General features: G+C 45.0%; 13 protein-coding genes. All 13 read right to left on the bottom strand.

Going from position 1 to position 12,082, the window contains the following annotated elements; all coding sequences use genetic code 11:
• Positions 1-43: 43 nt before the first annotated feature.
• Entirely contained in the window at positions 44-1,591 is a 1,548-nt protein-coding gene (locus tag KNQ05_RS02820) for a peptide ABC transporter substrate-binding protein (RefSeq protein WP_214804394.1), read from the bottom strand.
• Positions 1,592-1,922: 331 nt separating this feature from the next.
• Positions 1,923-3,164: a beta-ketoacyl-ACP synthase II gene (gene fabF, locus KNQ05_RS02815; RefSeq protein ID WP_088837503.1), complete on the bottom strand. Its 1,242-nt coding sequence runs from the start codon at positions 3,162-3,164 to the stop codon at positions 1,923-1,925.
• Between the two features lies 1 nt (position 3,165).
• Positions 3,166-4,110 (bottom strand): beta-ketoacyl-ACP synthase III, encoded by a 945-nt coding sequence (locus KNQ05_RS02810; protein WP_088837504.1) that lies wholly within the window; start codon positions 4,108-4,110, stop codon positions 3,166-3,168.
• Positions 4,111-4,217: 107 nt separating this feature from the next.
• Positions 4,218-4,925: a 5'-methylthioadenosine/S-adenosylhomocysteine nucleosidase gene (gene mtnN, locus KNQ05_RS02805; protein WP_088837505.1), complete on the bottom strand. Its 708-nt coding sequence runs from the start codon at positions 4,923-4,925 to the stop codon at positions 4,218-4,220.
• A 53-nt stretch (positions 4,926-4,978) separates the two neighbouring features.
• The gene (gene greA, locus KNQ05_RS02800; RefSeq protein WP_088837506.1) at positions 4,979-5,452 is read right to left on the bottom strand and encodes a transcription elongation factor GreA; all 474 of its coding nucleotides are present in this window, start codon (positions 5,450-5,452) and stop codon (positions 4,979-4,981) included.
• Positions 5,453-5,508: 56 nt separating this feature from the next.
• A complete protein-coding gene (udk, locus tag KNQ05_RS02795; RefSeq protein WP_214766460.1) occupies positions 5,509-6,156 on the bottom strand; it encodes a uridine kinase in 648 nt (215 codons plus the stop codon).
• Between the two features lie 16 nt (positions 6,157-6,172).
• Entirely contained in the window at positions 6,173-6,814 is a 642-nt protein-coding gene (locus tag KNQ05_RS02790; protein ID WP_029331012.1) for an O-methyltransferase, read from the bottom strand.
• Between the two features lie 71 nt (positions 6,815-6,885).
• Complete coding sequence (gene mltG, locus KNQ05_RS02785; RefSeq protein WP_088837508.1) at positions 6,886-8,034, bottom strand: endolytic transglycosylase MltG; 1,149 nt, start codon at positions 8,032-8,034, stop codon at positions 6,886-6,888.
• A 79-nt stretch (positions 8,035-8,113) separates the two neighbouring features.
• Positions 8,114-8,410: a DUF1292 domain-containing protein gene (locus KNQ05_RS02780; RefSeq protein ID WP_235195162.1), complete on the bottom strand. Its 297-nt coding sequence runs from the start codon at positions 8,408-8,410 to the stop codon at positions 8,114-8,116.
• Positions 8,394-8,681: a DUF1292 domain-containing protein gene (locus KNQ05_RS02775; protein WP_029331015.1), complete on the bottom strand. Its 288-nt coding sequence runs from the start codon at positions 8,679-8,681 to the stop codon at positions 8,394-8,396. The genes KNQ05_RS02780 and KNQ05_RS02775 overlap by 17 nt, the downstream gene beginning before the upstream one ends.
• 13 nt (positions 8,682-8,694) lie before the next feature.
• A complete protein-coding gene (gene ruvX / locus KNQ05_RS02770) occupies positions 8,695-9,117 on the bottom strand; it encodes a Holliday junction resolvase RuvX (protein ID WP_029331016.1) in 423 nt (140 codons plus the stop codon).
• The gene (locus KNQ05_RS02765) at positions 9,114-9,383 is read right to left on the bottom strand and encodes an IreB family regulatory phosphoprotein (protein ID WP_029331017.1); all 270 of its coding nucleotides are present in this window, start codon (positions 9,381-9,383) and stop codon (positions 9,114-9,116) included. Before KNQ05_RS02765 ends, ruvX begins: the two co-directional genes overlap by 4 nt.
• A 34-nt stretch (positions 9,384-9,417) precedes the next feature.
• On the bottom strand, positions 9,418-12,060 hold the full coding sequence (alaS, locus tag KNQ05_RS02760) for an alanine--tRNA ligase (RefSeq protein WP_214766464.1): 2,643 nt from the start codon (positions 12,058-12,060) through the stop codon (positions 9,418-9,420).
• Between the last annotated feature and the right edge of the window lie 22 nt (positions 12,061-12,082).

Raw genomic sequence — 12,082 nt, 5'->3', positions numbered from 1 at the left:
AATAAGAAGGACATGGGTGCATCCCATGTCCTTCCTTAATTGATTAATTCGATTTCTTTACTGTTCGAAGCAAATATTCAGGTCCATAAATTGGCACCGTCAAGCCGTTTATCCCTTCTTTTACCAACATATTTTCCGTTGTCTGATAAAGTGGAATAATGACCGCATCTTTTTCAATCAATTTTTTTTCAGCAGTTCGATAACCTACAGTTTTTTCTTTTATTGTCTTTACATTTCTTGTTTCTTTAATCAATTTGTCATATTCTTTTGAATTGTAATTTACTTTATTCAAAGGATTATCGGATACGAATTGATTTAAATATGCGAGAGGACCTGGGTAGTCAGGCATCCAGCCTGTCAGCGTCATGGAAAAATCACCAGATTGTTCAAGGCGTATTTTATCTTCGATATCTACATTTTTAGTAACAATATCGATTCCAGGCAGCTGCTTTTCAAGAATTTTTTCAATTGTTTTCCCTAGCTCCAATGCTTTTTGATCATCAAAATTCAACAATTCAACCTTCACTTTTTTCTTAGTTGCCTGTTTCCACTTTGTCGTTGTTTGCTCTTGAGGTGGAGAAATCCAGTCACTCGCCGTTACTACAAAACGATTCGTCGGTTTCCCTGATAATCCGAGCGGCAAGTTCAGTGTTTGTTGATTCATCAGTGTAGAAGAGATGGCTTGACGGGCATTTCGACTTTTAAATAATGGGTCGTTCATATTAAAGGCCAGATAAAAGACTCCGCTCCGACTTTTTTGATAAGTAGGCTCGTCCCCCATCAAAAGATTTGTATCAAATCCTTCAATTAATGGCAACATGTCTGCCTGATCATTTCGATATGCTGTCACCTGATCTGACATACTTTTAGCGGTGATACTTTTGACGGTATCGAGCTGAACCACAGTCGCTTGATGATAATGATCATTTTTTTCAAGCATGTAGGATGCCTTTTTCATCTCACGCATTTTAAATGGACCATTTTCATTCAAATCCGACCATTCGCTTACTTCAGGTTGTGGATAAAAGACAGACATGGCCAGTAATTGTGATAAATCCGAAACCGGCTGATTTAATTCAATGATTAGCGTTGATTTTCCTTCTGCTCTAACACCAAGTTTATTCGGTGGGAGTTCGCCATCATTGACTTGTCGTCCATTTTTAAAAACTTCAAATAAAAAACCATATGGTGAATTTGTCTCATTTGAAGCAACACGTTGAAAACTATCAACAAAATCTTGCGCTTCGACTGGCGTACCGTCAACGAACTTTGTTTCTTTTAGTTCAATCGTGTACGTCAAGCCCTTATCCGAAACAGTCATCGTTCGGGCGAGACCTTTTCGGACAGATGGACCGCCAGTAAACACAAATAGTCCTTCATATAATTGTGCAAGCAACGTTTGTGAACGATTATCTGTTGCCTGTGCAATATCCGGTACTCGTGGCATCGATGACTCAATGATTGTCATATGCTGTTGTTGCTTTTTTGTAGAGGCTTCCTCTGTTGTGTTTTGTTGAAACACAACGAATCCACTAATGATTACTCCGATTACTAAAAACATTAAAACAAACAGTTTAAATTGCTTAGACATATTTTTCCCCTTTTATTTTTAAAGTGACTCTATTATTCAAACAGAATTCAACCAAAAAAGCGACCTTACTGTCTTATTGACAGTAGGTCGCTCCAGGCTGTAGACAAAGTGTTATCAAGAGATAAAGCATTTTTTTCGTTGCTTTCCTCGGGCGTTGCGCAAGCTGTTGCTCCTTGGATCCTAGCGGCCAACGAGCAAGGTCTTGCCTGCCTCTGACAATGCGTTAAACACGCACTTTTCCCGTAGGAGTCAACGAAATATGACACTTTTTAGGTAATACCGTGACGGAAAACCGGGCATGCAGGCGGTTTAGAGCGCAATCCTTCAAGAATTATGCTTGCTGGTACCGCTTAAAGACGAGTGATGCATTGTGCCCACCAAAACCGAGCGAATTGCTAACTGCATACTCGACGTCCCATGCTCTGCTACCTTCACGAACGTAATCTAAATTACAGCCTTCGCTTGGTTGTTCGAGATGAATCGTCGGGTGAACCGTTTGTTCTTGCAACGACTTGATTGTTGCAATCGCCTCGACGCCACCTGCACCACCGAGTAAATGACCGATCATTGATTTCGTCGAGTTCACAGCGAGTTTCGCTGCATGTTCTCCGAAGACCGTATGAATGGCTTTCGTTTCCAGAACATCATTCATTGGCGTACTCGTACCATGCGCATTGATATATTGAACAGCAGTTGGCTCGATGTTCGCATCTTGAATCGCCATCGCCATCGCACGTGCGCCTCCATCACCATCCGGATCTGGAGCAGTAATATGATACGCATCTGCAGTCAGACCGTATCCACTGACCTCTGCGTAGATTTTTGCTCCACGAGCAATCGCGTGATCGTATTCTTCAAGGACGAGAATGCCTGCCCCTTCTCCCATGACAAATCCATCGCGTCCCTCATCGAATGGACGGCTCGCTGTATTCGGGTCATGATTTGTCGACATCGCTTTGTTCGCACAAAAACCGGCGAACGCTAAGTTCGTGATTGGTGCTTCCGCCCCACCGGCAATCATGACATCCGCATCACCACGTTCGATTACGCGTAACGCTTCACCGATTGCATTCGTACCTGAAGCACAGGCAGTGACAGAACAGTTATTTGGACCTTTCGCTCCTGTATAAATCGAAACTTGACCACTAGCCATATTCGGAATCATCATTGGAATGAAGAACGGGCTGACACGACGATGTCCGCGCTCAAAGTAGATTTTCGCTTGTTTTTCAATCGTCTCCACGCCACCAATCCCTGAACCAATCCATACGCCTGTACGTTCAGCATTCGACTTGACATCAAGTCCTGCATCTTTGACAGCTTCCATGCTTGCGACCAGTGAATAGTGAACAAATCGATCCATCTTGCGTGCTTCTTTTGCTTCGATGAATTCTGTAATATCAAACCCTTGTAACTCACCCGTCACTTTTGTTGGATACTCATCGATATCAAGTCGCTCCATCGGACGAATCCCGTTTTCACCTGCTTTTAATGCATTCCAAAATGTATCCACATCATTTCCAATCGGTGTTAGTGCACCCATACCAGTAACTACTACTCGTTTTCTCGTCATCTTATATGTTCTCCCCTTTAGTCCAAGTAATGTAAGAAGCTCCCCAAGTCAATCCGGCACCAAAGCCTGCGAGAACGAGTGTCGTTCCCGGCTGTAGTCGCCCTTGACGCCGCGCTTCTTCTAAAGCCAACGGAATCGAAGCCGCTGATGTATTTGCATGTTCATCAATCGTGACGATGACTTTCTTTTCATCGATGCCTAATCGTTCGCGTGCCGCGTCGATAATCCGTAAGTTTGCTTGGTGCGGAATCAATAAGTCAAGTGATTCCAACGATCCGTTCGCTTTTTGAATGACTTTATCGACAATCTCTGGTAATTTTCGAACGGCAAATTTAAACACTTCTCGTCCGTTCATTTCAATTGGCCCATCCAACTCTTTAAACAACAGATGCGCTCCTCGCCCATCCGTTCCGAGTTCAAACGCATTCAACCCTTGCTGTTCTGTTGGTCCGAGGACGACTGCACCCGCACCATCTCCAAATAAAATTGCTGTCGACCGGTCTGACCAGTCGACGATGCTCGACATTTTTTCTGCCCCAATGACAAGCGCATATTTAGAGTTCGTCGTCTCCATCATGCTTGATGCTGTTTGAAGAGCGAAAATGAAGCCGCTGCAGGCAGCACTAACATCAAATGCCGTCGCGCCTAGCGCCCCTAACCGTTCCTGAACGATACAGGCTGTTGAAGGAAAGGCACGTCCCGTCGCTGTTCCGACGACAATCAATCCGATATCGTCTGCTGTTAGGTCCGCATCGATCAATGCTTGTTTAGCGGCCTCTGTCGCTAAATCCGTTACATCGACTTCGTCTGTTGCAATCCGTCTTGCACCGATTCCCGTTCGTGTCCGAATCCATTCATCGCTCGTATCAAGCGTTTTCGCTAAATCATCATTTGTAATTCGACGTTCTGGTAATGACGTCCCTAGTCCTACAATCCCGATATTCATGTGGTCGCTCCTTTAGTATTAGTATCTGGTACTAATATAAAGCGTTAATCCTTTTTTGTCAAAGAAAAAAGAAGGGTCCCTTCAATCAAGGCCCTCCTCCGTCCACCTTACGCTTCAGAATCTGCTAGCGTTCGTACAACTTCCATGACCATCTTCGCAGAGTTAATCGACGCAATTTCTAAAAATTCATCAAATGAGAGTGAAGCTTCCTCATCTGCACTATCCGAGATCGAACGTGTTACGACGAAAGGAACATCGAATTGATGACAGACTTGTGCGATCGGTGCTGCTTCCATTTCAACTGCTGCGACGTCCGGGAAGTTCTTTTTAATGAGTGTCGAGCGCTCTGTATCCTGAATGAAGGAATCTCCTGTCACGATTAGACCGTGAACGACATTAATCGACTCCATCCGTTCGATGACGGCTTCAGCTGTCGCGACAAGTTTTTCGTCTGCCACGTAAGCAGCTGGCATACCCGGTACTTGTCCATATTCATATCCGAATGCTGTCACGTCGACATCATGATGACGGACTTCTGTCGAGACGACGACGTCACCGACAGTCAGCCCTGCCTTAAATCCACCAGCAGAACCCGTATTGATGACGGCACTGGGTTTAAAATGATCCAGTAACAATGTCGTTCCAATCGCAGCATTCACTTTCCCGATGCCTGATTTCAAGATGACGACTGGCACACTGTTCAACAAACCTTCATAAAAATGATAGTTAGCAATCATCGTGTCTTTTCGTTCAGAAAGTTCATTCCGAAGTAAGTTGACCTCTTCTTCCATTGCTCCAATGATAGCGATTGGCATACTCATTCCTCCATCATACAGAAAGCCGGATTGCTCCGGCTTCATCGTTTTATTTATTTAATCGATGTAATTTTTACAGCGAAATCTCCACCTGGAGCCTGTACCGATACTTTCTCACCTACACTATGTCCGAGTAAGCTTTTAGCGATTGGTGATTCGTTCGAGATTTTACCTGTGAACGGATCCGCTTCTGCACTTCCGACAATCGTGTACGTTTCTTCTTCATCATCTTCAAGAATCAAGAATGTGACCGTCGTTCCGATACTAACGACCGAAATATCCTTTTCTTCTTCAGAAATAATTGCTACGTTACGTAGCATTTCCTCAAGTTGTGCAATTCGTCCTTCGACCATCGCTTGTTCTTCTTTCGCTGAATCATATTCTGCGTTCTCAGACAAGTCTCCGAAAGATCGTGCAATCTTAATATTTTCAACTACTTCTTTACGGCGGACTGACTTCAGTTCGTTTAACTCGTTCTCAATTTTCGCTTTACCGTCAAGCGTCATATAATACTGTTTTTCTGCCATTTTTGTCACGCTCCTTTTTATTCCACTAGTATAGTATATTCACATCTTTTTTGGAATCAATATCCTCTTTCATCAAGTGCTGTTCGATAATCGAGTATGGCACGAATCTTCGTTACGAGGAGATCAATCGCGACATGATTCTCTCCACCTTCCGGAACGATGATATCTGCATAGCGTTTTGTCGGCTCACAAAACTGAAGATGCATCGGACGGACGACATTCGTATACTGCTCGACGACCGAGTCGATTGATCGACCACGTTCGTTGATATCACGTTGCATCCGTCGTAAAATCCGTACGTCCGCATCTGTATCGACAAACACTTTAATATCCATCAATTCCCGTAAACGCTCATCTTCAAGCGCTAAGATTCCTTCGACGATGATAACATCACGTGGATCGAGTTTGATCGTCTCCTCCGCTCGCGTATGCGCAACGTAATCATAAACAGGTTTTTCGACCGCAATGTTTTCACGTAACGATTTGATGTGGTTAATCAGCAAATCATTATCGAATGCAAACGGATGGTCATAATTTGTTTGATATCTTTCTTCCATCGAGAGTGTACTTTGATCTTTATAGTAAGCATCTTGCTCGATCATGACGATCGATTCGCTCGGGAAAGCTGCGACGAGTGAGCGTGCGACTGTCGTCTTTCCTGATCCCGTACCTCCAGCAACGCCAATTACAACCGGTTTTTGCATTGATTTTGTTCCTCCATCATTCCGACTTGATTTTTCGACTTACGGAAACACCGTCTCCGAGTGGAAAAATCGTCGTATCGTATTGTTCTTGTTCCATCATCCAGACTGTGAATTCCTTGACGAGACGGACGAGTCGTCGTCTTCTTCGATCAAACGTTTTTGGATCTGTTTCTAAAACATCACCATGTAAAAACAGATTATCCGTGTATAAAATCCCGCCTATTGGCACAAGCCGCCCATAACCGTTGAAGAATTTTTTATACTGCCCTTTCGCCGCATCGATGAAGATTGCATCGAACTCTTGGTCAAGGGTTTCGGCTAATTCTACTGCATCTGCAAAAACGATGTCAATTCGGTCCGCGACATCTGACCGGGCGATGAATGCTTTTGCCTCTTCATACCGTTTTGCATTTCGTTCGACTGTCGTGATGCGTGCGTTCGGCAATGCACGTGCCATTCGAATCGCGCTATATCCAATTGCCGTCCCGAGTTCGAGTATCCGCTTTGGTTGTTGTAGCGTCAGCAAGGATAATAACACTTCTGACCCCGTCAATTCAATGATTGGGATGTGATGTTCCTTAGCATATGCTTCCATCTCTTCGAGTAGCGAATCACGTGGCTTAATCATTGCTTCAACATACGCTGTAAACTCATTCATTCGAACTACTCCTTCTCCGCATAAACAGGTTGACCTGGAACGAAAATACTCGTCCCAAACCAACCCGATGCTCATTGCTCTTTACTTGCTTCGTATTCAACCCATTCCGGTTTATACTTTACGACATTACGTTGATGTTCTTCATACGTCTCTTCGTAAAGAATCTGTCCTTTTGGATTTTTTTCACTCGGTGGCCGAGCAAAGAAATAAACATACTTTGTTTTATTCGGATTGAGTACGGCGAGTACGGAATCTTTACTGACTGTTGAAATCGGACCGATTGGAATTCCCTCATATTTATACGTATTGTATTTCGAGTTATTCTCAAGATCTTTCAATGTCGTTAATGCCGTGTTTTCCCCCGTACCATACCAGACTGTTGGATCCGACTGAAGTTTCATACCATCATCAAGACGATTTTTGAAAACGCCAGCGATTTCACGGCGGTCTTTCGCTGTTGCCGCTTCACGTTCAACCATCGATCCAAGACTGAGGACTTCATGGAATGTCATTCCTGATTCTTTAATCGCATCTGCATTTGCATCATAAATTTTTTCCATCTCGTCAAGCATCGTCTCAGCAATTTGATTGATGTTTTTCCCTTTATCAAATTCATACGTCGCCGGGAACAAGTAACCTTCAAGGGAGTAGAGTACTCCTTTTTGTTTCACTTCATCCGTTAACATCGGATACTTTTCAATCAAACTGTTGATGTACGTTTGATCCGTCAGTGCTTTACGAACAGCCTCTTGCTTAAAGCCCGTTGCTTTTGCAATCACGGCGATTTGCCGATCCATCGTAATCCCTTCAGGAATCGTCATCTTGACATCTGCTGCTTTCATGACTTTACCGGTTTTCAACTTATTGATGATTTCGTCCGGTGTCATCGCTTGCGTCAGCGTGTACGTTCCCGCTTGGAATGACGATTCATTCTTATAGCGAACGTAATAGCGAAAAATCGTTTCATTTGCAATCAATTCTTTGTCCTTTAGGATATTTGAAATCGTACTTGTTCCAGCACCTAACGGAATTTCGACTTTCACGGATTTTGTTGCGTCCGCGTTGACGGGTTCGAGTGAATTTTTTAAAAAGATATAGATTGCCGCACCTGCTACTAAGAAAATCGTGAATAACACTGAAAGGATGATGAGCGTAATCCGGCGTGATGTCCGGCGGCGCTTGTTTTCGATTTCAGCATTGTGCTTCCATTCGTTCTCCATCGGTTCCTCCTTTTTCTCTTAAAACAAGGTGACCTCGAAAGAGCATTGCTCCTTCGACATCACCTTATACACGAGTCGGTTATTCAAGCTCGTCTTCTAATGTATTGAAGACTTCTTCGATTTCATCCCACGTTTCCGTGTCATCTTCTTCGATCGGAACAAGATTGAAGTCATTGTCTCCGTCGCCATACTCGTCTAGTTCGTAAACGAAGATGTCGACTTCTTCCGCGTTGTCGTAGTCAGCACCGACTGGCTCGAGGAAGATATACGTTTTGTTTGAGCGTGGGCTCTCATAACGTAACCGCTCCATAAATTCGAAATCATTACCTTCACCATCTGGAATTACGTAACGTGTTGGTTCATTCTGTTGCATCATTCATCCGCTCCTTTAATGCAGTCTCGAGTTCATCCCAAGTCTGCTCATCATTTTCATCGATCAGGCTCAATTCAAAATCATCGTCGCCTTCTCCATACTCATCAATCTCACAGATGATTAAATCATCTGCGCCATCTTCTGGATTCCCTATCATTTCGAGGAACAGATACGTTTTCCCTGTTCGCTCGCTGACATAACGGTACCATTCTTCGAAAAGATGTTCGCCACCGTCTTCATCCGGAAAGAGATACTGGCGCTTTTCTTCAGACATCTCATTTCCTCCTTTACCGGTTCGCCCGATCCAAATACGATTGTAGGATCATGACTGCCGCCATCTTATCGATGACTTGTTTTCGTTTTTTTCGACTGACATCTGCGTCGATCAACATACGCTCTGCCTGCATCGTCGTGAGACGCTCATCGACGAGAACTGTTGAAAGTCCTGTCGCTGATTCGATTTCACGCGCGAACGCTTCACTTGCTTCTGCTCGCGGACCAATCGAACCGTTCATGTTTTTCGGATGTCCGATGACGATGATTTCGACACCGTACTCTTTAATGATTGCCTCTAGTCGCTTGAAGGCGACAGGATAATCGGGTTCTGTCCATTTGACGGTCTCGACGCCTTGCGCCGTCCAGCCCATCAAATCACTCACCGCGACTCCAATCGTCTTCGAACCGACATCGAGTCCGATCGCACGCTTCATTTTTTGTCTCCACTCTCCGACAGATAGGATTTGACGAGTTCTTCAAGCAATTCATCTCGTTCAATCTTACGGATTAGATTACGTGCATCATTATGACGAGGAATGTAAGCAGGATCCCCAGATAGAAGGTATCCGACGATCTGATTAATTGGATGATATCCTTTCTCTTCCAAAGCGTGATAGACCGTCAACAACACTTCCCGTGTCGCTGCTTTACTATCGTCTTCCGGAAAATTAAATTTCATCGTTTGATCCATCTGACTCACGTTAATCACCTCTTTCATTTACACTACTTTTCTATTATGCCAGTGATTGCGCATAATGTGAAGCATACGCCAACGCTTCATTTAATTTCGAAGCATCTTTCCCGCCTGCTTGGGCCATATCGGGGCGACCACCGCCACCGCCGCCACAACGTGTCGCAACTTCTTTAATCAATTTCCCGGCATGATAACCTTGGTCGATTAAGTCTTTCGAGACACTTGCGACGAGGTTCACTTTGTCGCCTTGCGCACTGCCGAGGACGATGATTGCTGACTCGAGTGAACCTTTCAATTCATCCATCATCCCACGTAATGCATCCATATCAGACACATCGACACGTTTCGAAAGGACTTGGACACCATTGATCAGTTCAACGTCATCTTTAAGTGATGCTGCTTCGATATTCGAAAGTTTTGCTTGGAGTGATTCGTTTGCGCGTTCTGTCTCACGTAATTGAACTTGTAACGCTTCGATTCGACTCGGAACTTCCGTCGTTTTCGTCTTCAGGACACGTGCTGCTTGTTCGAGCGTCTCAAGATGCGCATTCATGACACGATATGCACCAGCTCCTGTGACCGCTTCAATCCGACGTGTACCAGCACCGATACCTGATTCAGAAACAATTTTGAAAAGACCGATTTCCGCCGTGTTCTTGACGTGGATCCCGCCACATAATTCGATTGAATACGTTCCTGCCGATACGACGCGGACCGTTTCACCATATTTTTCACCGAACAGTGCCATTGCCCCTTTTGCTTTTGCATCGGCGATGTTCATTTCTTCGATATCGACAGCCAGCGATGCCCAGATTGCCTGATTGACATCCTGTTCAATCGTTTTCAGTTCATCTGCCGTGACTGCACCAAAGTGAGAGAAGTCAAAGCGGAGACGATCTGCTGACACGAGTGATCCTGCTTGATTGACGTGCGTGCCGAGTGTATCTTTTAGTGCTTTATGCAACAAGTGTGTTGCTGTATGGTTTTTCGTAATGGCTTTACGTGCTGCGCCTTCGACTTCTGCGATGACTGAAGCGTCCGCGAGTGCAATCCCCGTCCGAACGATGACCGTATGCAAGTTTTGACCGTTCGGTGCTTTTTGTACGTCTTTGACGTCTAAGACGAAATCTTTTCCTTCAATCGTTCCTGTATCCGCGACTTCACCACCGCTCTCAGCATAAAACGGCGTGATGTCTAAAATGACTTGTGCCTGTTCGCCTGCTGCGACTTCCGTGACATGTTCTCCATCATGAAGCAATGCGACGATCGTTGCATCCGTCTTCACATCCGTATAACCGACGAACCGGCTTGGTACCGTCAATGTCGCAAGAACTTCAGATTGCTGTTGCATCGATCCGCCATCTTCACGTGCCGCACGGGCCCGCTTACGTTGCTCATCCATCGCCCGTTTAAAGCCTTCTTCGTCAACTGCCATTTGATGATCTTCTGCATATTCGACTGTCAATTCGAGGGGGAAACCGTACGTGTCGTAAAGACGGAATGCATCTTCCCCACTAATCGTATGCTCTCCATTATTTTTAGCCGTCTGAGCGACCGTATTTAAAATCGCGAGACCATCTTGTAATGTTTCATGGAAACGTTCTTCTTCATTCTTGATGACACGTTTGATGAAGTCCGCCTTCTCTGGAACTTGTGGGTAAAAGTCAACCATGACGCCACCGACCGTATCCACGAGCTCGTACATGAACGGACGTTCGATTCCAAGCATCTTCGCATAGCGGACTGCCCGGCGAAGTAAACGACGGAGGACATACCCGCGTCCTTCGTTCGATGGCAATGCGCCGTCGCCAATCGCAAACGAAACTGTTCGGATATGATCAGCGATGACTTTGAATGCTACATCCAGCTTCGCGTCATCACGGTATTTTTTACCACTCATTTCTTCCGTCTTATGGATGATCGGCATGAACAAGTCCGTATCGAAGTTCGTCGGCACGTTTTGTAAGACACTAGCCATCCGTTCGAGACCCATTCCTGTATCAATGTTTTTGCGTGGAAGTTCTGTGTAGTTCCCGTTTCCATCATGGTTATACTGACTGAAAACGATGTTCCAGATTTCAAGATAACGTTCATTTTCGCCACCCGGGTAGAGTTCTGAATCGTTCGGGTCGTCACCGAAGTCTGGACCACGATCAAAGAAAATTTCCGTGTTCGGACCAGATGGACCTTCACCGATTTCCCAGAAGTTATCTTCGAGCGGAATGATCCGTTCAGCCGGAACACCGAGCTCAAGCCAGATTTGGCGTGCCGCATCGTCTTCCGGATGGATCGTAACAGACAAGTACTCTGGATCTAGACCGTACCACTCGTCACTCGTTAAGAGTTCCCAGCCCCATTTGATCGCATCTTCACGGAAGTAATCACCGACTGAAAAGTTACCGAGCATTTCAAAAAACGTATGGTGACGTGCCGTTTTACCGACGTTTTCGATATCGTTCGTCCGGATCGATTTTTGTGCATTGACGATTCGTGGATTGTCTGGGATGACACGTCCATCAAAATATTTTTTTAATGTCGCGACACCTGAGTTAATCCAAAGCAATGTTGGATCTTCCACTGGTACGAGAGAAGCACTCGGTTCCACAGCGTGACCTTTCGATTGGAAAAAGTCGAGATACATCTGACGGATTTGTGCGCCAGTCAACGGTTTTAATGGTTTCATCGAAAATACCCCCAATTAATTA

It is taken from the genome of Exiguobacterium sp. s125 (genome assembly GCF_018618605.1).
Lineage (GTDB): Bacteria > Bacillota > Bacilli > Exiguobacteriales > Exiguobacteriaceae > Exiguobacterium_A > Exiguobacterium_A oxidotolerans.
This window is presented reverse-complemented; position numbering and strand designations above follow the sequence as displayed.

Bases quoted from the DNA above. Each gene is read 5' to 3' on its own strand.
- udk (WP_214766460.1), bottom strand. From the start codon at position 6,156: ATGCAAAAACCGGTTGTAATTGGCGTTGCTGGAGGTACGGGATCAGGA.
- KNQ05_RS02780 (WP_235195162.1), bottom strand. From the start codon at position 8,410: ATGATGCAACAGAATGAACCAACACGTTACGTAATTCCAGATGGTGAA.
- fabF (WP_088837503.1), bottom strand. From the start codon at position 3,164: ATGACGAGAAAACGAGTAGTAGTTACTGGTATGGGTGCACTAACACCG.
- mltG (WP_088837508.1), bottom strand. From the start codon at position 8,034: ATGGAGAACGAATGGAAGCACAATGCTGAAATCGAAAACAAGCGCCGC.
- ruvX (WP_029331016.1), bottom strand. From the start codon at position 9,117: ATGAAGCGTGCGATCGGACTCGATGTCGGTTCGAAGACGATTGGAGTC.
- alaS (WP_214766464.1), bottom strand. From the start codon at position 12,060: ATGAAACCATTAAAACCGTTGACTGGCGCACAAATCCGTCAGATGTAT.
- greA (WP_088837506.1), bottom strand. From the start codon at position 5,452: ATGGCAGAAAAACAGTATTATATGACGCTTGACGGTAAAGCGAAAATT.
- KNQ05_RS02810 (WP_088837504.1), bottom strand. From the start codon at position 4,110: ATGAATATCGGGATTGTAGGACTAGGGACGTCATTACCAGAACGTCGA.
- KNQ05_RS02820 (WP_214804394.1), bottom strand. From the start codon at position 1,591: ATGTCTAAGCAATTTAAACTGTTTGTTTTAATGTTTTTAGTAATCGGA.
- KNQ05_RS02790 (WP_029331012.1), bottom strand. From the start codon at position 6,814: ATGAATGAGTTTACAGCGTATGTTGAAGCAATGATTAAGCCACGTGAT.
- KNQ05_RS02775 (WP_029331015.1), bottom strand. From the start codon at position 8,681: ATGTCTGAAGAAAAGCGCCAGTATCTCTTTCCGGATGAAGACGGTGGC.
- mtnN (WP_088837505.1), bottom strand. From the start codon at position 4,925: ATGCCAATCGCTATCATTGGAGCAATGGAAGAAGAGGTCAACTTACTT.